The 18,289-nt window shown below is 43.2% G+C and carries 14 protein-coding genes; 1 reads left to right on the top strand and 13 read right to left on the bottom strand.

Features of this window, described 5'->3' with window-relative positions; translation table 11 throughout:
* Window positions 1-4: 4 nt before the first annotated feature.
* The 9 genes from IEX80_RS26605 to IEX80_RS26565 form a co-directional block, all read right to left on the bottom strand.
* A complete protein-coding gene (locus IEX80_RS26605) occupies window positions 5-907 on the bottom strand; it encodes a glycosyltransferase family protein (RefSeq protein ID WP_188834701.1) in 903 nt (300 codons plus the stop codon).
* 120 nt (window positions 908-1,027) lie between these two features.
* A complete protein-coding gene (locus IEX80_RS26600; protein ID WP_090534700.1) occupies window positions 1,028-2,980 on the bottom strand; it encodes an OmpA family protein in 1,953 nt (650 codons plus the stop codon).
* Between the two features lies 1 nt (window position 2,981).
* A complete protein-coding gene (locus IEX80_RS26595; RefSeq protein ID WP_188834700.1) occupies window positions 2,982-3,980 on the bottom strand; it encodes a PorP/SprF family type IX secretion system membrane protein in 999 nt (332 codons plus the stop codon).
* Window positions 3,977-6,811: a T9SS type B sorting domain-containing protein gene (locus IEX80_RS26590; protein ID WP_188834699.1), complete on the bottom strand. Its 2,835-nt coding sequence runs from the start codon at window positions 6,809-6,811 to the stop codon at window positions 3,977-3,979. Before IEX80_RS26590 ends, IEX80_RS26595 begins: the two co-directional genes overlap by 4 nt.
* A 535-nt stretch (window positions 6,812-7,346) precedes the next feature.
* A complete protein-coding gene (locus IEX80_RS26585; protein WP_188834698.1) occupies window positions 7,347-8,831 on the bottom strand; it encodes an oligosaccharide flippase family protein in 1,485 nt (494 codons plus the stop codon).
* Window positions 8,828-9,964, bottom strand: coding sequence for a glycosyltransferase (locus IEX80_RS26580; protein WP_188834697.1), 1,137 nt, complete (start codon window positions 9,962-9,964; stop codon window positions 8,828-8,830). Before IEX80_RS26580 ends, IEX80_RS26585 begins: the two co-directional genes overlap by 4 nt.
* Window position 9,965: 1 nt before the next feature.
* Window positions 9,966-10,733 (bottom strand): class I SAM-dependent methyltransferase, encoded by a 768-nt coding sequence (locus IEX80_RS26575; protein WP_188834696.1) that lies wholly within the window; start codon window positions 10,731-10,733, stop codon window positions 9,966-9,968.
* Window positions 10,734-11,175: 442 nt separating this feature from the next.
* Entirely contained in the window at window positions 11,176-13,194 is a 2,019-nt protein-coding gene (locus IEX80_RS26570) for a M56 family metallopeptidase (protein WP_188834695.1), read from the bottom strand.
* A gap of 2 nt (window positions 13,195-13,196) precedes the next feature.
* Window positions 13,197-13,568, bottom strand: coding sequence for a BlaI/MecI/CopY family transcriptional regulator (locus IEX80_RS26565; RefSeq protein ID WP_188834694.1), 372 nt, complete (start codon window positions 13,566-13,568; stop codon window positions 13,197-13,199).
* A gap of 156 nt (window positions 13,569-13,724) precedes the next feature.
* Here IEX80_RS26565 and IEX80_RS26560 point away from each other — a divergent pair, with 156 nt between their 5' ends.
* Entirely contained in the window at window positions 13,725-15,128 is a 1,404-nt protein-coding gene (locus tag IEX80_RS26560) for an MBL fold metallo-hydrolase RNA specificity domain-containing protein (RefSeq protein ID WP_188834693.1), read from the top strand.
* Window positions 15,129-15,270: 142 nt separating this feature from the next.
* Here IEX80_RS26560 and IEX80_RS26555 read toward each other — a convergent pair whose 3' ends face one another.
* The 4 genes from IEX80_RS26555 to IEX80_RS26540 all read right to left on the bottom strand — a co-directional run bounded on the left by IEX80_RS26555 (window position 15,271) and on the right by IEX80_RS26540 (window position 18,221).
* Entirely contained in the window at window positions 15,271-16,125 is an 855-nt protein-coding gene (locus IEX80_RS26555) for an NAD(P)-dependent oxidoreductase (protein ID WP_188834692.1), read from the bottom strand.
* Between the two features lie 87 nt (window positions 16,126-16,212).
* A complete protein-coding gene (locus tag IEX80_RS26550) occupies window positions 16,213-16,785 on the bottom strand; it encodes a Crp/Fnr family transcriptional regulator (protein ID WP_188834691.1) in 573 nt (190 codons plus the stop codon).
* 152 nt (window positions 16,786-16,937) lie between these two features.
* Entirely contained in the window at window positions 16,938-17,363 is a 426-nt protein-coding gene (locus tag IEX80_RS26545; protein WP_229701773.1) for a hypothetical protein, read from the bottom strand.
* A 105-nt stretch (window positions 17,364-17,468) separates the two neighbouring features.
* The gene (locus tag IEX80_RS26540; protein ID WP_091175750.1) at window positions 17,469-18,221 is read right to left on the bottom strand and encodes an SDR family oxidoreductase; all 753 of its coding nucleotides are present in this window, start codon (window positions 18,219-18,221) and stop codon (window positions 17,469-17,471) included.
* Window positions 18,222-18,289 lie beyond the last annotated feature (68 nt).

The raw sequence follows: 18,289 nt of genomic DNA, 5'->3' as shown, positions 1-18,289 counted from the left end.
TAGCTTATCGTCCCATCTGCTGCTTCACGAACCTTCTGATCCGCTGCAGCAAGGTGCCCTTTCTGTTTGCCAGGAAATTTTTGATGGCTTTATAAGCCTCTTCATTCTCCTCTATGGTGTCGGGAAATTGCATTACCTGTTTGCGTGCCATTTGCACATGGTACATATCTTCTTTATTGGAGTGTACGCCAGTACCATCATGACCTATGTTTTGAATAAGCGACTGTGAAGGGTTCAGTGTCAATCCGTTCTTCAAAAAGATAGAGGCATACCAGCGAATGGCCCATGAATTATTTTTACCGGCCTTAAACTGCTCTATCTGCTTCCAAAAATTCATTTTGCCTTCTATCGAAAACCGGGCTATTTTCAGCGTATCAAACTGAGCAATCAGCTTATCAACATCGGGTTCAAAGTTTTTCCAGGCACGGGCCCAGGTTGCCCAGCCCCAGCTGGTGGCTGCCCGATAAAAGAATGTTTCGGGCAGTTTTTTGTCATGCAAATTGTACATATAGGCGCCGATATGCATTACCTGTTCCTGGTTTGCATATTTTGTTAATGCGTCATTAAAATACTGCAGGGTATATGGGGAAGATAACAGATCGTCTTCAAAAACAATCACTTTACCATATTCATACACCAACTGTGTTACCCCGCTGATGATGGATTCGGCCAGACCTAGATTATGATTACGCAAAATAATTTTCACCGATTTAAAAACGCTTACATCTTTTACCAGTTGCCTCACCTGCTCAACCTTTGGCTTATCGGCGTCGGTTTTGGCTGCATCGCAAAAAATGTACAGGCGCGACTCATCGGCCAGCAAATTTTGCTGCAAATAACTGATGGTACGGCGGGTATGGTCGGGCCGGTTATAAACAAAAAGAGCTATCGGGGCAAGATTTTGCATGGTATGATTTCAGCAGATCAGGTATTGAAATTAAATACCTTGCATCAAGTGGGGCATTTAATTTGCAAGGCAAAATTATACCATAACCTTCCGATTGCAAACAAATAAAATAATTTGTTTTTATTCTGCCGATTTTACCGTAAATGTAGTACGACGGTTAAGCTGTCTGCCTGCAGGGTTATCCTTGCCATTTGGTAATTTGTTTGGGGCAACGGGCATTCTTTTGCCATAGCCGCGCGCAGTAATACGCGCGGATTTAATGCCTTGCAGTAACAGGTAATCAACACAAGCCTCCGCACGGGCCTGCGACAACTTCATATTCGCGGCGTCGGTGCCTATCCCATCGGTATGCGAACCAAGTTCGATCTTAATTTTAGGGTTATCATTCATGATGGCAACCAGCTTATCCAGCGTATCAAATGATTCGGACCGGAGATGGGCGTTACCAAAATCAAAATAAATATTCTCGATGGTTATCTGAACATTGATCTTATAATTCTGCAAGCAAATTTCGGGGTTAATGAGCGTGTCAATACCCGGCTTTACTATCGGTGCAGGAATAACTTTGGTAAAGTATCCCTTTTGCGAAATCTCCAGTTTATACCTTGGCAGTTTTTCCTTTACCTGGAAAACATAATCGCCTTTGGCATCGGTTACTTTAACAGCCAAACCCATTTTCACGTCCGGATCTTTAAGGATCACCCTTGCCCCTGCCATACCACCATTAGTGCGGCAATCAATTACACGGCCACTGATATATAAAAACTTATACTGCCCGGTAAACAGGCTTAAGCAGCAGTCAGAGCCGCGTGCCGAACTCAGGTAGAATTTATTTGGATTGGTTGGATCAAGGCTGTAGTACAAGTCGTCTTTAGATGAGTTAACCGGGTAACCTAAATTAACCGGGGCCGACCAACGACCAAAATCTCCTTCGCTGCGGTAAACATCAAAGCCGCCCATACCGGTAAAACCATTCGAGCTAAAAAACAACACTTTATCGGCCTGGTCATAATATGGCGACTGTTCATCATATGCTGTGTTTACCGCATCGCCCAGGTTACTTACAGTTTTCGGCTGCCCGGCATCATCAAGGTTACTTTCCCAAATGTCGTCGCCGCCTTCACCGCCGGGCCTGTCGGATGAGAAAAACAATCGCCGGCCATCAGCGCTAACAAAAGGGTGTTTGGAATTATAGCCTTCGGCATTAACAGTATTATTCAGCCTTACCGGCTGCTGCCATATGCTGTTTACCAGTTGACTAAAATAAATGGCAGATACTGTTTTCCCGTTCTTTTTATACCAGCGGGTAAGGTACATCCTGGTGCCGGTACCATCAAGCGCAGGTGTAGCATATTCAATTTGCCCCTCTTTATCAAACGCGTTAAAGTTTGTGGCAAGCGCTTTAGTTGAATCGAGGATGGCCGAACTATAAACCCTGTTGGTATAAAACTTATCCTTATCAACCAGGCGTGATGAGGTAAACCAATACCTGCCCAGGTTAACGGTAAGGGCGTAGTCGCCCTGGTCTTTATTTAAGAACACTAAAGCCGATACATCAACGGCGCGCGGGTGTCCCAATTGCTTCAAGGCATATTCGCACGAGATTATTTCTTTTTTAGCGAGAGCGGCATACTGCGGATCGGGAGCGTTGTCTGCAAACTGCTTTAACTGGACCAAAGCTTCATTATACTTCCCGTTTGCCTGCAGGCAGATGCCGTACCAAAGCGGTACTAACGGATATTGGGCAGTTGGTGCTTCCTTAGCCAATTGGGCATACCAAATGGTAGCATCAGTATAATCTTTATACAGGCGGTATGATTCGGCCAGGCGATAAATGATGTATTGATTAGACTCAGCCTTTTTTGAATTGATTTTTTTTACTGCTGATGAACGCGGCAGATTGCTTTTTGGCTCATCGGTTGTACCATCGGCAATATGCTTGTAATAATAGGCGGCAGTATAGTACTCATGCCTGTTAAAGGCAGTGTCGGCCAGTGCCCTGTAGTTTTTCGCCTGTCCAAATGAAACCAACGGAAAAAACAATAGTAAGAAATAGGGTAATAGTTTTTTCATATTATATCCTTGGGCAAATTGGGGCCGGGGAATCAGTGTAGCGACTAAATATATAGCTTATTGATAGTTCAAAACCGCCGCGGCCTGATGTAACCGCGCGAAGCCCTGAAGTATTAAAATCATAACTGGCACCAATCACCATCCTGCGGATATGGTAACCAACGTTGGCAATTGCAGCATCCTGTACCCGGACCATACCACCGAGTACCAGGCCGTTATCATCGGCAAACTTAAGTTCAGAATATAGTCCGAAAGCTTTGATCTCGCCTTTGCCTTGTTTAACGTAAACTGCGTTCGGGATCAGGTCAAAAAAATCAGACGCTTTTATACGGACACCGCCATGCGCAGTAAACCGCATAGGCAATTTGCTGGCTATACCACCCGCGGCAAATGGATCTGTTACATCATTGATATGGTTAATACTAAGTCCGCCAAACAAATTGGCTTTATTCATTGGGGCGGCGTTATAGTAATAGATACCTGCGCCTGCATCAAATACCGTTTTTGATGAATAACCAAAATTTTCGAAATTGGGCAATGTAGGGTCGAAGCCGCTGTTCGGGTCGTACTGGTTATCAGACTGGAGCTTACCCGGATCAAAACTACGGCTGATAACACCCGCCTGCAAACCGAAATGCAGCCGCTGATTACCATCACCTGACAGCGTTATGCCATAACCGAATGAACCATAAGCTGTAAAGTAATTGTACCCGGCAGTGCCTGCTTTTTGATCAAGGATATTAAGGCCGATGCCCACTTTATCGGTTGGCTTGAAATCGGCCGATACACCTGCTGTGCGGTAGCCATTGTTGATGTTTGCCCACTGGTCCCTGTAGTTGGCAGATAAGCGCGTATCGCCGTCAAAAACGCCCGTAAGCGCAGGGTTGAGCCAAAGCGGGTAAGCGTAATACTGTGAAAAATGCGGATCAACCTGCGCCTTCACCGTTCCCGCAACTGCAAACTGCAGCGCTATTGTAATAATGAGTAGTAGTTTCTTCATCTTAATAGCGTAATTGTTCCTTTTTTATTCAATTCCGCCCCGTTATTCATTGCCGCTTTTAAATAGTATACGTATACACCCACGGGCATCAATGAGCCTTTATAATAACCATCCCATCCTTTGTTAACATCGGTTGATGTAAAAACCAATTGTCCCCATTGGTCATACACATTAAAGGAAAGTGTTTTTATATTTTTTCCATGTGCATAAATAATATCGTTATTTCCGTCGCCATTGGGGGTAAAGTTGTTGGCTACATATATTACATTGTTATTATCGATGGTGGCGGCGGTAACCGCGACCGAAGCCCCGCTAAGCGTACATGACGATGCTCCCAAAGCCTTCACTGTGATGGTCACTGATTTGTTTAAGCCAAGGCCGCTCACTTTATGCGTTAAACCGTTACTGCCCGAACTTGGCGCGGTATAGGTTAAACCATTGTTGGTACTTACCAGGTAACTGGTAGCGCCACTTACCGCGCTCCACTCAAAAGCTACGCTCGATGAGGTAACTTCGCCAACCGTTACCACCGGCGCATCAAGCGGCTTGGTCATCTGTACCTGCACTGTAACTCTTCCGCTGCTGTTGCACCCGGTGTTGTTGGTCGCTTCCAGATAATAATTTTTTGCCGATGTTAAGTTAGCCGTAACATATGTATTGCCCTGAGCAAGCAGGTTTCCACCGGTCGGTGCATCATACCAGGAAATAACTGCCCCGCCTGATGCGGACGCGGTTAATGTGGCACTGGTGCCCGGGCAAACAGAAGTGCCCGAACTGCTTACTGTAACCACCGGCAACGGAATGATAGCTACGCTAACCGTCCCCCGGGCCGAAGAACCGCACCCTGCAGCGTTAACAGCCTGTACATAATAGGCTGTTGCCGCTGTTACGTTGCTAATTGTATAACTGGTTCCGGTATGTAAAATGTTAGCATCGGTGGCGCTGCCGTACCAGTTATAAACAATACCGCTTTGCGCGTTTTGTATGGTAATTGTTGTTGCGGAGCCGGAGCAAACGCTAACGGTGCTTTGTGTAAATTGCGGCACCGCCGGCAATGGCGAAACAGTTACCTGTATTGTTGTTAAAGGACTGCTGCAGGCGCTGTTAGATGCCTCAACATAATAACTTTTGCCTGCGTTTAAAACGGGTGTTTTGTAGGTAGTACCCGTGGCAAGTATTGTAGTTTTAGCAGGCGAATCATACCAGTTGTAAGTTAACCCGGCCTGCGGCGAACTAATCGTTAACGTGGCTGCGGTTCCCTGGCAAATGGTTAGGCCCGATGCTACGGGCGACGGTGCAGGCGGAGGTGTTAAAACCTGAACACTGATCACATTACTTACCATTGGGGTTGTACAGGTACCTGATGATACTATACGGCGGTAGTAAGCGCCCTTGCTTAATACCGGCGGGTCATAGCTTTTTGATGTGGCCCCGGCAATATTAGCAAAGGTTATATTATCGGCAGATGACTGCCATTGGTATGAAAAAGTACCGTCACCACCGGCAGGCGTGCTGCCCGTAATTGCCGAAGGGTTACCGGTTACACAAAAATCAGTAACTGTGGGGGCTGTGATCTGATTATTGGTTACCGCTATCACGGGCTTAACAGTTAAACTTATCTTTCCGCGTGATGTAGAACTGCAACCTGTTGAACTAAGTCCCTCTACATAATAAGTTATCGCTGATGTTACATTTTGCAATACGAAAGTACTGCCGGTATGCAAAATATTGGCATCAGTTGCAGTACTATACCAGTTATAAATAACACCGCTTTGCGAATTTTGTACACTGAGTGTCACTGTTGAGCCCATACAGGCTGTAACCGTTGTTTGAGAAAACTGAGGCACAGCAGGCGCCAGGGTAACCTTTACCTGTATTGTTGCTAACTGGCTGCCGCAAGTGCCGTTTGATGCTTCGACATAATAATTTTTTCCTGCGTTTAAAACAGGAGTAGTGTATGAGGTACCTGTAGCAAGCACCGTGATTTTAGTCGACGAATCATACCAGTTATACGTAAACCCGGCCTGCGGCGAGGCAACTGTCAATGTAGCCGGGGTTCCCTGGCAAATGGTTATTGTTGACGCTGCAGGCGATGGAGGAGGTGGGGGTGTTGAAACCTTAAGGAGCACCACATTACTAAGCGCCGGAGTTGTACATGCCCCGGAAGAAACCATACGGCGATAATAAGTATCATTTTTTAAGACCGGCGGGTCATAGTTTTTTGATACAGCACCCGGAATATCATTAAATGTTGCGTTATCTGTGGATGACTGCCATTGATATGAAAAAGTACCATCGCCCCCCCCGGGCACACTACCCGTAATAGCCCCCGGATTGCCAGTTGAACAAAATTGGGTAACAGCTGGCGCTACTATCGTATTGTTGTTTACCGCTGCTATCGGCCTTACGGTAACATCATAATAAGAATCATAATCTACTACGCCGGCGGTAGAGATCCTGCGGCGAAGGCTGTATACAATACTCGAAGCAGATGTATTTGTTAACGAAGATGTGATATAATCTTTTTGAGTATTTGCCGACGGTGCATTTACCCAGTTCCCGTTGTTATTTATTTGCCATAGATAACTGTCGGGCACGGGGTTTTTTATATCGCCGTTAAGTACAGCAGCAGCAGCGGAGCAAATGGTAATTGCCTGCAGCGGGGCAACCGTAATATGGTATGTAGTAAACCGTGGTTCAACAGACCGCGGCTCCGTGTTAACAGGCAATGGGGTTTCAAATGCCCGGCTAAAACCAGCGGACGGGAGAAAAAACAGGCAAAATATTGCCCATAATACTATTTTATATAGAAGTGCAGGTTTAGGGTGCATAGCTTAAATTAACGGATAATGATAATAATTATCTTTCATATTACTAAACTTTCAAAATATTTAATCACTAATCAAACGGTTTCAACGCCAACCAGCGTTAAGTTGACCCAATCAGTTATGTTAATTAATTATTTTATTGTTAATCCAGGTTTATTAATAACGTTATATTACAACGGTATCCTAAGCCCTTCTACGATATAATTAATTATAATGTTCACATTATCAAAAAATTTCAAACTAAGCTTTACTGCAATTGAAGCTGTTACAAATTTTACCTTTTAAAGGTGAGTGCAAACCCGTATCAGTTTAGTGTATGATGTGAAAAACTATGAATTATTAATAGCCCCAATTTACAGGAAACACATTGGATAAGGGCCTGATGAAGGGCAACCTGCGCCGGTAGCGGTTTTATTTAATTAAGCATAAACGGTAAATGCAGCCCGGCTAATAACATAAACGGCAATATTATTGTGAACGCGGCGGCAATAAAACTATATAAAGGCCTGGAATACTATAGCAATTAATATAACTTAACTCATACCTTTTTCAGGATGCGATCAAATACTATATTAATATCTTCTGAAATTTTTAAAATATATGCCAAAAACACGTACACCACGCCCACGATAACCGATCTGTAAATCATATCTGCAAATACATTCTTTAATGACGGAAGATAAAGCCCGATAAGCAGGCAAACCGTAAAGATCAATAATATATATACGTGTGCCATTGCAAGAGGCTGCAGGTTAAACTTAATTTTAACAAACAGCCAATAAGCAAAGTTTAGTACAAACATGGTGATCAGGTATGATAAGGCAGCACCCATCATGCCTAACATAGGTATCAGGACCAAATTTGACAGCACACAAAAAACCACCCCCGAAACAATAAAAACAGTGGTAAGCTTGTAATATTTAGACACATTCATGATGTAGCCATTTAACCCTCCTGTCATATCAACCAGAAAGGCCACGCCCACTATAATAAATACATTGAAATAATTGGCGTACTCAGGTTTATGTAACAACATTATAATAAACGACCTGTTAATAACCAAGCCTATGAAAAGCAGGCAGCCGATAAGCATTTGTACTACTGATGTTTTGTAATAAATTTTACCAATCTTGGCCAGATCATTAGTAACCCATGACTGGGCTATGATCTGCAGTGAGGTGCGGCTCAATGCCTTGGCCGGTAAACTTATCACTACCGCAATGGCGAAAAACGTACCATAAATACCTACATAACTAAATGACTCTTTGGTAAGCATGCTCAGCATCAGGGTATCAAGGTTCTGGATCATTACAAAGGAGCTGCCACTTAATACCGTAAAAATGCCATAGCTCAAAAACGTTTTTCTTTCGCTTAGCAGCTGAGCACCAACAGTCGAAAACTTAAAGTGCCGGCCTTTGCTAATATAGGCAAGCAACACCAATACAGCCACCAGGTTAGCTGTTATATATATCATCAAAAAAACATGATAATCAACCAGCTTAATGGCTATGAGCAAAACGCCCGCAGTTGTGAACAAACGTAACCCTACTTCGCGCAAAAAGGAAGAAAGTACATTTTTAAATACCGTAAGCGCCAGGTTTTCCAGAACAGAAAATACCAGCGTAAAAAATGACAAAGGAATAAGGTAATAGAAATACCTGATCAGTAGCGGAGCTCCATTCTTATTCTTATAGTAACTAATAATAAAATCCTTAAAAACTACAAAAAGCACCGTGAAGATCGCAAAACCTATCAGGCTCCAAACAGTAACAAAAGATGCGAAACCGCCATGTTTTTTATCGTCGCTGCGATAGTAAGGGAAATATTTAAGAATGATATTACCAATACCTAATCCTGCAAACTGTGCATAAAGCAGCGATATAGTCCCCATTAAAATAAAAAAACCGATCTCTTCTGTGGTAAGGATCCGCTGAAAAAGAATGATAAGGTTAAAGAAACCTAAAGCAACTCCCGCATACAATATGAGGCTGTTAAAAAATCCCTGTTTTTGTAATAGGTTCATTTAATTTTGTTATTGCTGATGCTGCTTTGGATAATATGATCAAGCAAAGCGATGCGCATGTGAATATCATAATTATTAATCATGTGGTTCCGCGCCGCTTTACCCATTTGCACGGATAATTCAACCGATTCCGCAAGGATGCTCATTCTTTCGGCCATTCCGGCTATATTGTATTCATCAACCAAAAAGCCTGTCTCGCCATCAATAACAGCTTCCTTGATTCCCGAATGGCGGGTTGAAACTACCGGCAAACCTGATGACGATGCTTCGAGCACGGTAACCGGGGTACCTTCTTTGTCGCCATTGGCCGCTGTAACCGAGTGTTGTACAAATGCCCGCATGGTTTTCATTAACGTGCGTATTTCTTCAGGCTTTAATACCCCGGTAAGCGTAACCTGCTCATTAAGCCCAAGATCGGCAATCAGCTCCCGGGTTTCATCAAACAGCGGTCCGCCCCCAACCATCCACAGCCCGGCATCGGGGTGTTTTTCCTGTAAAATTTTAAAAGCCTTAATTAAGGATTGAGGAGATTTCTTTTCAACAAAACGCCCTACGAATAAAAAATCTTTAGTGGAGGCTGATGTATCAAGTAAAGGGAAAGCAGCAGTATCCACTCCGCATGAAGCGGTAAACACTTTATCGGCAGGAGCCCCCATTTCTTTCAAAGTAGCAGCCATATCTACCGATACAGCAATAAAGGCACTCGCGTACTTAAATGCATCCTGGTAAAGTTCGGCATACTCAGCAACTGTATCGCGATGATAAACATCGGCTCCATGAAAATGAATAATCAGGGGAACTCCGGCTAATTTACAAGCTTCAGTAACAGATGCGCCAACCATGCCATATTCAGCAAATACAGCATCTATTTTATGCTCTTTTAAATATTTATACAAGGCGCAGGTACGTACCTTGATATTTTTCCTCTTAAAGATTCTTTTTTGGATGAGATAACTCAGCAAGCCCAGTTTTGAGCGGATCAGGGTTTTACCTTCATGATCATAAACAGGAAAGGCGCCGCCGTATAAAACTTTTTTATTACCAGCCAGGCCATCAATATGCGCTTGTATAAAGGTCTCGGAAAAAGCAGACTTATTGGGCTTTATGATGCATAAATTATACGCCTGGCTCATTTCAACCTAACTTTTTACGGACATAATACCGGCGGAAGAAACTGCCCATTTTATACATCGCCTTATTAAAGATCCTTCGGCTGCGTTGTGACGCGGTTACCGGTTTTGGATGAAAGAACGCGGCTTCGAAATCGTCATTTTTTTCCAATACGATGTGTGCATAATCGCCTACGTTCCACACGTTTTTGAGTTCGTACAGGATTACCTCGGTACCGGTATCTGCAGCCAATTTACCAATAACCTCAAAAGATATATGCTCATCAACAGGCTGCATGGTTTCGGGCTTATTAACTAACGACCATTTTAAGTTAGCCGGTGTAGGGACCGTTAAAACAATGCGGCCTTTATTGCGTAATATTTTTGCAAGCGCGGCATGAACAGCAGGCCTGTCTGTAACAGCTATATGTTCATACACATCCATAAAAACAATCAGATCAAACTGTTCATTAAAGGTATCGGGGGTAAGGATGCTTTCCTTAAAATTGAGCTTGCTGTCGCCAAAAAGCTTTTGAGCAATCTGAATAGACATTGTGCTGATATCAATTCCAGTAATAACGGCATCGGGCCAGTATTTACGCATCCGCGAACAGATATTGCCCATACCACAACCTACTTCCAAAATGCGGGCCGGTGTTGACGGCGTAAAACGTTTAATGGTTTCCCAACCAAACTCAATACGGGGGTTAACTACAATATAATCATTAAGCTTGTTTTTAACGTGCTCGTCATAATAAGACACAACATTTTCGCGGTTCGGATTTTCAGTCATTACAGATTACAGAGAATATAAGGCTATGCTTTGCAGGCACAAAGTTAATAAATAATATCAAAGGAGATTTTGGGCAATAATAACATAGATAACACCATCGCGGCCAGCCGGTACCTGAATATATATATTATTGAATAAATACTTATCTGTGTGACAATCAACTCGCAGTTAAGGATAACGCAGTGGTTAAAATCGATACCTGGTACTTGCTAATACCGATCCTTAAACTGTTTTTATCATTTCAATAGTTTTATCCTCCAATTTCAAAGGGAAGATATCCGCGTGCAAAAAAAGAAGGGGACGGTAATTAGTGGTTACATTTCATGCGACTAATTTAACAGTTTTACGTAGCTTTTCATCTTTCGGTTTAAAGCAGAACAGGTTTCCCCGCATGAGAAAACCTGTTCTGCCTTAGGCGATCATAATCAATATGCTGTTCACATCAATTGCTCTTTATTACAGATCCTTTGATAGTCCCTTCAGTGGCTTTCCTTTTTGCTTCTGCCTTGGTAGTGATCAGTATAACACCGTTTGCGCCCCGCTCACCATAAATGGCAGTTGCGTTTTTATCTTTCAAAACAGATATGCTGGCGATATAATCCGGATTAAGTTGATGCATAATCTCATCTGTTGTCTGAGCTTTGCCATCAACTATCAATAATGGCTGATTAGAGTATTTGAGCCCATCGCGAAGAATTATATTTGACTTTTTTGCAGTATCAATAACCAACCGACCGGCATATATTAGCCGATTAGTGTTAGATGGATTTACAACATCCCCGGTTTTATTTTCGCCTGGCTTTGCAGATTTATCATCGGCCAGTGTAAAGCTTATCGGCACAGAATACTGTACTTTCACCGGCTTGCCATTCTGAATTCCAGGTTTCCAGGCCGGCGATATACTAAGCACTCTTAAAGCTTCTTCGTCGCAACCTGAGCCTATCCCTCTTACAACCTTCATGTTTGATAACGACCCATCTTTTTCAACAACAAAAGTTATGACCACCCTGCCCTGAACATTATTATCACGGGCGGCTTTGGGATACCTCAGGTTAGTCATCAGGAACTTTCCAAATGCTTCCAACCCACCCTTAAACTCAGGCACCTGCTCAACTGATGTAAATACCGGATCAGAACCTGATTGAGCCGAAGCTATTGAGAATGTTACAGGTGCAGTAGTCTTTGTCGTATCATCGCTGGGAGCAAGTGTAAAACTGATAGGCACTGAATATTGAGTCCTTACCGTACGATTTCCCTGCATACCGGGCTTCCAGTTAGGCGATAGTTTTATCACCCTTAATGCTTCGTTATTCAGATCATCCGTAATACCCTTTACAATCCTTTCATTTGAAAGCGTGCCATCCTTTTCAACAACAAAGGTTATGATCACCCTTCCCTGGATCTTTTGTTCTCGGGCTGTTGCAGGGTATTTTATATTGGTAGATAAAAATTTACCAAAAGCCCCCAGCCCGCCCGGAAACTCGGGCAAACGGGCAACCGCAGTATATACCGGTGAGGTATCAGCTGCTACAACCGGCCTTTCAAGTTTAAGAGGCTCATCAATAGTAATCTCCGCCACTTTACTGGCCGGCGTCGAGAAAACTTTATCGGCCTTAGTGTTGATGACCGCAATGGTATCACTATTATTAATTGTAGCTGATGACAGTACCATCATCAAAATAAACAGAGGGGCCGACAGTCCGTATTTAATAAGCGTTATGCGGTGCGATTTATTTTTTTGCAACATGATAATACGTTCTTTCAACAAACTTTTGTTAAAAAATGAATTAACCAAGTTGTGTGAAGGCGTATTGAATGTTTGGCTTAAAAGCAGCATGGCATAATCGGCCTTATCAGTACCGGCTTCAACAGCATGCCTGTCGGCTATAAATTCGTGAATATGCTTGATCGCCCGACGATAGAAATAAACAATCGGGTTAAACCAGTTAATGATCATCACCAGTTCAACCAGCAACACATCGGCCGAATGCCATTGTTTGGCATGTACATCCTCATGCGTGGCAATAGCTTCATTGGCCTCCCCATCGGCATTTAATTTCACGGTTTTGAAAAAGGAATAGGATACCTGTGATTGCGGCTGACTAATCACCTTTTTTAGCTTAAACAACTGCCAGATCAATCTGAGCGATAAAAAAACGATACCCGCCGCATATATAATAAACAACACCTCCCCTATACTAATAGGCGATTCTTCAATAGGTTTAAAGTGATAAACCAATACCGGGCTACTGTACAGGGTATACTTTACCTGCTGGGTAATAAATAGATTTTGCACCCAATTGGCCTGGATAACGGGTATCATAAATGATAGTAAAGCGGCACTTACCAGGTAAAGCCTGTTAAGCTGAAAAAAGGTTTCTTTACGAAGCAACAGCACATAAAACCCGTAAAACAGCAACAGGTATATGTTTACCAGTAATAAATATTGCCACCAGCTCATAACTATTTTTCTTTTAATTTTTCAATCAGTTTCATGATCTCATCGGCCTCTTTCAGGTCGATCTTTTCTTTCTTTACAAAAAATGAAAACATACGGTTAACAGAGTTGTCAAAATAACCGCTCAGTAATTTGTCGGCAGCAAAATTCTGGTATTGCTCCTTGCTGATTACCGGGTGATACTCATGACTTTTACCAAACGCTTCATGCCCAACAAAACCTTTTGTTTCCAGGATCCGGATAATTGTCGATACCGTATTGTAAGCTGGCTTGGGCTCAGGTAACTGTTCGATAACGTCTTTAACATACCCTTTTTTTAATTGCCAGAGCACTTGCATAATCTGCTCTTCGGCGCGGGTTAACTCTTTAATTTCCATGTGCGTACTTTAAATATTAATACCTCGTGTATTAATGTGTTTAATTGGTCAAACTAAGGTAAGGGATGTATTTTATATTTGCAACTAAATTTTTAGTTATTAATTTATTAAACTTTTAATCACCATCTTCGTTAAGTTGATCACATCTAATTATACATGAACATAACCTTCCATGGTGCTGCCCGTAACGTAACCGGCAGCAAGCATTTACTCCGCTTAAACGATGGTACCAGCATATTATTAGACTGCGGCATGTTCCAGGGACTGGGCGAGCAAACCGAAGAAATGAACGAACATTTTGGCTTTAATCCCAAAGGTGTAACGCACATGATCCTTTCGCACGCGCATATTGACCATTGTGGTTTAATTCCGCGGCTGGTTGCCGAAGGATTTGAGGGAAACATTTATTGCACCCCGGCCACAATGGACCTTACACGCATCCTGCTGCTCGATTCGGCAAAGATCCAGGTACAGGACACCGAGTATAGTAACAAACACCGCATCCGCAAAGGCTTGCCGCTGCTTAATCCTTTGTACACCGAAGAAGATGTGATGGAGGCCCTTCGCCTGTTCAAAATTGTTGAATATGGCGAAGAGTTTGAAATTACCCCATCCGTAAAATTTAATTTTACGGATGCCGGGCATATTCTGGGCAGCGCGGCAGTGCATATTACCGTTACAGAAAACGGCAGGGATACCCACATTACTTTTAGCGGCGATGTTGGCCGTTATGACGATCTGCTGTTGAAAAACCCGCAAACATTTGAGCAGGCTGATTATATTTTACTGGAATCAACCTATGGCGATTCGCTGCATAAAGAACTGGGGCCTATTGAAGAGTCACTACTGGAGATCATTAAACAAACCTGCGAAGTAAAAAATGGCAAGGTGATTATCCCGGCATTCAGCGTTGGCCGTACGCAGGAATTACTGTACGCCTTAAACGGCCTGGAACTGAAAGGCATCCTGCCGGATGTTCCTTATTATGTAGATAGCCCGCTATCAGAAAAAGCAACCGAAGTATTGATGAACCACACCGAGGTTTATAATAAAAACGTGCAGGAAGTTTTAAAAACCGATGCCAATCCTTTTGGATTTAAGGGTTTGCGCTTTATTGAAAGTGTAGAGGAATCAAAGGCGCTGAATAACGATCCGCGCCCCTGTGTCATCATTTCCTCATCGGGCATGGCCGAGGCCGGACGGGTAAAGCACCACATTAAAAACAATATCAATAATCAAAAGAACACTATTTTAATGGTAGGCTATGCTGAGCCAAATTCGTTGGGCGGCCGGTTATTGAGAGGTGATCATGAGGTACATATTTTTGGCGAAATTTATGAGGTAAAAGCCGAAGTCCGCTCAATCAAATCCATGAGCGCCCACGGCGATTATGACGACCTCCTCCATTTCCTGGCCTGCCAGGATCCAGCACTGGTAAAAACCGTATTTCTGGTTCACGGCGAGTACGAAGTGCAGCAGCATTTTGCCGGGAAAATAAAAGCGCACGGTTTCCATCATGTTGAGATCCCGTATCAGCACCAGAAAATTAATTTGGAGTAAATCATTACTAACAAGTGCTTTATCTTAACCGTCATCCTGAACTTGTTTCAGGACCCCACAGGACAGGTCGTCCACACGCATGGCTTACACCTTGCATGTGAGGTGCCGAAATAAATTCGGCATGACGCGTAGTAGGTTTTTACTACTTTCCCACCTGCTTTATCACCGCGATAATATCCTCTTCGCCAAAAGCAGCTTCGGCGGCCTGGTAGGTTTGATAAGCAGTTTCGCCAAGCGGGGTAGCTAAACCGAGGTCTTTAGCCAGGCGCAGATCTTTGGCGATATGTTTTAATGCAAAAGCTGCGCTATAATTATTATTAACAATGGCATCGCCTTTTATTTTGATGAACGGGCTGCCCAGGGCACTGTTACCGATCAGCGTAGTTAGTGCTTCGGCTTCAATGCCATTTTGTTGTGCCAGCGTTATTGTTTCGGCAAGGCCTTGTGCAACAATGCCAAGCAAAGTATTAATGGCCAGCTTAGCCGCGTTACCTGCGCCGGTGCCACCAACCAGCATAACCAGTTTACCCATTTTTTCGAGGATAGGTTTAGCCTGCTCAAATGCACCCGCCTCGCCTCCCGCCATGATAACCAGCATGGCATCCTCCGCCTGTTTGACACTGCCTGATACCGGGGCGTCCAGGTAATAATTACCTTGAGCCTTGCATGCGGCTGCCATCTCCTTACTGATAGCAGGCGAAACTGTGCTCATGTTAATGATTATTTTGCCGCTTACTTTTGCGGCAAGTAAACCTTCATCACCATGAAAAATATCATTAATGGCCTTATCGTCTGATACCATGATAAAAAGAACATCAGCAGCATTCAACAATAAGGCAGGCGAAGCAGCTATACCAATGCCCTGTGCCTTAAACGCCTCTTCCTTATCCTTGCTTCGGTTATAAACACTGAGCGGATATCCGGCTTTAATTAATTGCTGCGACATTGGAACGCCCATTTTACCTAATCCTATCCATCCTGTTTTAACTGTATTCATAATAGCTATTTTGTTTTTGTTTTATATAGATTTTATTGATGTCAATTTCTCTCTTCTAGTCATCTAAACAGACGACAAAAAACCTAATTACCGAATATTTTTGCGGATGCGGCTCAACGATTGAGGCGTTACGCCAAGGTACGACGCGATATCGGTAAGTGACACTCTCCTGGCAACCTCGGGCTGCCGCTCCAAAAACAACCGGTACCTTTCCGACGAGTCGTAACCAAGATAGGTGTTGCGCGTTTTTATCTTCTCCATAAGCGTATGCTGCGAAATCTGATCGATCATTCCTTTGAGATAAGGCAGCTTTTCATATAAAGCCAGCAGGTTGCTTTTGCTAACAACCAATAGTTCTGTATCGCAGGCGGCCTGAATACTTTCATCAGCGATCACGTTGTTATTAAAGCTATACAGAATGGTGCAAAACTGATTGTCCTTTAAAAAGAAATAAGTAACCTCATTCCCCTTCTCATTTCGCGCCATAATACGCAGTATGCCGTTGGTAATAAAAAAGAGCTGTCTTGCTACATGCCCCAGCTGCAAAAGCGTATCCCCTTCTTTAAATTTCATTGGCTCAAAGGCTTTTAGTATGAGCTCCTGATCATCAACCGGGATAGGTTTTAACTGCTGTAACCTGGCTATAAGTTGCTGTTGCATGATACAAAGATCAGGTAAAATTGAAGTAAAAGCATCAATAAAAAAAGTCCTTGCGAGGAACGAAGCAACAAGCCTCCTCTAAATCTCCCCGGAGGGAGATTTTTATTTATCTCATTTTAAAGCCCTTCCTTCCGGGGAGGGTTTGGGTGGGGTTAACCCGCCTGCCCTATTTCCAATTTACTGATCTTATTGCCGGCACCAATCGTAAACTTAAAATAGGTTTTAAAACCGCCCCACTGGTCACTGTGAAATTTGCCGTATAGGTGCAGGCCGTTTTGTTCCACCTTATCGATACTGGTAAATCGTTCATGGCCTAAAGCTTTTTCAAAAAAAGTTTTAAAGTCCATTTTATTACCATCATCAAAAAGCTGGGCATCATTGGTGAACAAGCTAAACCAAGCCTGCTTATCTCCGCTTTGCAGGGCGTCGATGGCTTGTTTTACTATCGGGTTACTTAACTTTTCGGTGTCCATGGTATTGATGTTTTGGATAGTTGCAGCAGGTGTTTTTGCTGCCTGAGCGTTTACTGCAGAAGTAATTAATGTGCCGTATATGATATAATGATTAAGCGTTTTCATGACATGGTAGATGTATAATCAAATAATGCTGCTTTTTGAATTAAATACAGGTAGCAGCTTATAGCTAAGACTATAAGCTGCTACCCTATGTTACTAAACTGACCATTAATTTGTTGCACCGCCGTTTACCAACAGGTGCTGTCCGTTCACAAATGATGAAAGATCGCTGGCGAAAAACTCGGCCACATTGGCCACATCTTCAACTTCGGCCAGGCGGCCCATCGGACAACTGTCAAGCAATTGTTTTCTTAACGCGGGGTAACTATCAGCTTCGGCAAAGATACCTGAATGATCAACAGCAAATGGGATGATAGAGTTAACTGTTACACCACGGTGACCAATCTCTTTCGAAAGAATATCAACCAAATACCTTGGCGTAGTTTTGCTGCCGCCATACACTGCCATTCCGGGTACCGGGAACGAGGTGGTGCTTGAGGCTATGTAAATAATGCGGCCGTTATCCTCAACATTTTTGGCAGCCTGCTGCATAGTAAAGTAAGTGCCTTTTGTATTAATGCCAAACACACGGTCGAACTGTTCTTCGGTAAAATCAGTTACCGGGGTTTCCACCAGTTCGATACCGGCGTTAGCTACTACGATATCTATTTTACCAAACGCTTCTTTAGCTTCTTTAAAAAGCCTTTCAATATCAGCTACCTTACTTACATCAGCCTGCACAGCAATTACGTTCGCCCCCATCGCTTTGATGTTGCTGACTACTTCATCGGCCGATGCTTTATCGCGCGAATAGTTGATCACGATATCGGCACCTAATGCTGCATAACGTTCTGCAATTGCTTTACCTAAACCACGGGCCGAGCCGGTTATTACCGCTACTTTATTATTTAGTGAGTTCATGATTGTTTTTTTGATTACACCGATGAAGTTTGATTTCACCGATGAAGTTTGATTTCACCGATTGCGTT

Origin of the sequence: Mucilaginibacter rubeus (assembly GCF_014643835.1) — a bacterium.
Lineage (GTDB): Bacteria > Bacteroidota > Bacteroidia > Sphingobacteriales > Sphingobacteriaceae > Mucilaginibacter > Mucilaginibacter rubeus.
The sequence above is the reverse complement of the archived record's forward strand: the minus strand, read 5'-3'. Positions and strand labels throughout refer to the sequence as shown.

Coding starts and splice junctions, on each gene's coding strand:
- IEX80_RS26605 (WP_188834701.1), bottom strand. CDS start 907: ATGCAAAATCTTGCCCCGATAGCTCTTTTTGTTTATAACCGGCCCGAC.
- IEX80_RS26600 (WP_090534700.1), bottom strand. CDS start 2,980: ATGAAAAAACTATTACCCTATTTCTTACTATTGTTTTTTCCGTTGGTT.
- IEX80_RS26595 (WP_188834700.1), bottom strand. CDS start 3,980: ATGAAGAAACTACTACTCATTATTACAATAGCGCTGCAGTTTGCAGTT.
- IEX80_RS26590 (WP_188834699.1), bottom strand. CDS start 6,811: ATGCACCCTAAACCTGCACTTCTATATAAAATAGTATTATGGGCAATA.
- IEX80_RS26585 (WP_188834698.1), bottom strand. CDS start 8,831: ATGAACCTATTACAAAAACAGGGATTTTTTAACAGCCTCATATTGTAT.
- IEX80_RS26580 (WP_188834697.1), bottom strand. CDS start 9,964: ATGAGCCAGGCGTATAATTTATGCATCATAAAGCCCAATAAGTCTGCT.
- IEX80_RS26575 (WP_188834696.1), bottom strand. CDS start 10,733: ATGACTGAAAATCCGAACCGCGAAAATGTTGTGTCTTATTATGACGAG.
- IEX80_RS26570 (WP_188834695.1), bottom strand. CDS start 13,194: ATGAGCTGGTGGCAATATTTATTACTGGTAAACATATACCTGTTGCTG.
- IEX80_RS26565 (WP_188834694.1), bottom strand. CDS start 13,568: ATGGAAATTAAAGAGTTAACCCGCGCCGAAGAGCAGATTATGCAAGTG.
- IEX80_RS26560 (WP_188834693.1), top strand. CDS start 13,725: ATGAACATAACCTTCCATGGTGCTGCCCGTAACGTAACCGGCAGCAAG.
- IEX80_RS26555 (WP_188834692.1), bottom strand. CDS start 16,125: ATGAATACAGTTAAAACAGGATGGATAGGATTAGGTAAAATGGGCGTT.
- IEX80_RS26550 (WP_188834691.1), bottom strand. CDS start 16,785: ATGCAACAGCAACTTATAGCCAGGTTACAGCAGTTAAAACCTATCCCG.
- IEX80_RS26545 (WP_229701773.1), bottom strand. CDS start 17,363: ATGAAAACGCTTAATCATTATATCATATACGGCACATTAATTACTTCT.
- IEX80_RS26540 (WP_091175750.1), bottom strand. CDS start 18,221: ATGAACTCACTAAATAATAAAGTAGCGGTAATAACCGGCTCGGCCCGT.